This window comes from Nocardioides allogilvus (genome assembly GCF_003047285.1).
Taxonomy (GTDB): Bacteria; Actinomycetota; Actinomycetes; order Propionibacteriales; family Nocardioidaceae; genus Nocardioides; species Nocardioides allogilvus.
Genome location: NZ_PZYX01000050.1, coordinates 1 through 763 on the forward strand (window position 1 = coordinate 1; position 763 = coordinate 763).

The 763-nt window shown below is 63.7% G+C and carries 1 protein-coding gene; it reads left to right on the forward strand.

Features of this window, described 5'->3' with window-relative positions; genetic code table 11:
* Positions 1-264 precede the first annotated feature (264 nt).
* Complete coding sequence (locus C9J87_RS19370) at positions 265-735, forward strand: hypothetical protein (RefSeq protein ID WP_157953277.1); 471 nt, start codon at positions 265-267, stop codon at positions 733-735.
* The last annotated feature ends 28 nt before the right edge of the window (positions 736-763 follow it).

Sequence of the window (763 nt, forward strand, 5' to 3'; positions counted from 1 at the left end):
GAACCCGAGATCGGAGCCCACGACCTGCCCGCACTCACCGCCTGAACCACCAACGAAGGAGAACGCAGCGCTACACCACTACCTGGGACTTGACCAAGGTGAGCTATCGCCGGAGGTTGGTCGAGGGCTGAGGGGGGCCGTCAGGGGCTCCAAGCGAGGCGCTGCTTTTCGCCCAGAATGACGCGGCTAGCGCAGACGGCCGTCTGATCCCCCAGCGGCGCCGGATGAAGAGTTTGTGTCGGCGCGACCATCTAGGGTCGCGCCATGGACTCCGCGAAGGTTCTGGACGGTACGCCGTATTCGCTACCGCCTGAAGCTGATGAGGCACTGGCAGAGATGCGGACACGGCTTCGCCGTGCTAGGACCCGGCTGGGCGAGGCGCTGAAGGAAGCCGAGCGGATCGGGCTTGTGCGGGAGATGGACCGGGCACACGCCTACTGGTCTGTTTTCGAGAGCAACAGCATTGAGTTTGAGGGGCCCGACCTCACTGGCACTGTTCAGGCCATCGAGTCGACCGCTGGGCAGGACGTGATCTGCGACCTGAACGTCACATTGCTACCGGAGCTTCTGCGACAGGACAAGAGAGCGTTTGCGGCGGTCGGGTTGGAAACCGCGCGGGTGCTAGCTCTGCGCTACATAGGCGACGGGAACATGGGCTTGACCCAATCTGAATCGCCCCGGGTTTCGTGGAGGCTCGGTTACTTGGAACCTGCCCCGATCGGGACTGGTGTCTGAGGGTAGTGCTCGGGCGTGATCTGGGCCC

What these genes read in the sequence shown, in the direction of transcription:
- C9J87_RS19370 (WP_157953277.1), top strand. Translation starts at nt 265, where the DNA reads ATGGACTCCGCGAAGGTTCTGGACGGTACGCCGTATTCGCTACCGCCT.